Genomic DNA, 753 nt, shown 5'->3' on the forward strand with positions numbered 1-753 from the left:
TACCCAACGTTCATTTCAGATAAACGCCAAAAACGGCGCTAACATAAACAGCAATTATCAGTATTTTCACGATAGATGCTGTTGGCGCTATGGGTATAAAACCGACAGCGGAATAGTAATTTGCAACGGTAAAACAGATAATTATCAGGCATCTATTTTTATATCCAAAAACAATAATGGCGAACTGATTTTCGCAGCGCTACGACCCGACAACCCAAACATCAATAGTTGTAGCAACTGGGCAGAAATTATTGATTTCAATTCGCAGGCATCTATAAAATTCAATAGCAGCAATCAGGGCGACCCGGCGACAAGACATCGCATAAATGGCGTATTACCGGCGTCAATGACTGCATTAGTGCCTATCGTTTCGGACGTTGAAACGTATTGCGACAAAATCATGATAACGCCGTTTTCGCAGTACAACAATATGTGTTGGGGCGTTATCGACGTATCCGGCACGAAATACGTTTACAACGGCGTTTTCGCACTAAAGGAGTGACACCATGAAACAAAAATTGGCAAAATTAGTGGACGTAAAATCGCTTGTGACCCTCACGCTGACGGGCATTTTCTGCGCACTGGCATGGCGCGGGACGGTTTCGGCGGGGCAGTTTCAGACGATTTTCACCACCGTGATAGCGTTCTATTTTGGCACGCAGAGCGCGAAAAAGGCGGGTGACGGCGAGTGACGGAAGCGATAATCGTTGCGCTGATAACGGCGGCTTCGGCGGTGGTCTGCCAGCTTCTCAT

At 46.5% G+C, this 753-nt stretch carries 2 protein-coding genes; both read left to right on the plus strand.

Annotated elements, in window-relative coordinates; translation table 11 throughout:
• Positions 1 to 502, plus strand: a 502-nt coding sequence (locus LI114_RS13675) for a hypothetical protein (protein ID WP_227221127.1), incomplete at its 5' end; no start/stop codon positions are given.
• 4 nt (positions 503 to 506) lie between these two features.
• Positions 507 to 692 carry a hypothetical protein gene (locus tag LI114_RS13680; RefSeq protein ID WP_227221128.1) on the plus strand — a complete coding sequence of 62 codons (186 nt, stop codon included), beginning with the start codon at positions 507 to 509 and terminating at the stop codon, positions 690 to 692.
• The last annotated feature ends 61 nt before the right edge of the window (positions 693 to 753 follow it).

It is taken from the genome of Ruminococcus sp. 210702-SL.1.03, assembly GCF_020559915.1.
Taxonomy (GTDB): Bacteria; Bacillota; Clostridia; order Oscillospirales; family Ruminococcaceae; genus YE71.

Excerpts from the sequence above, each read along its gene's own strand:
- LI114_RS13680 (WP_227221128.1), top strand. The coding sequence starts at position 507 with ATGAAACAAAAATTGGCAAAATTAGTGGACGTAAAATCGCTTGTGACC.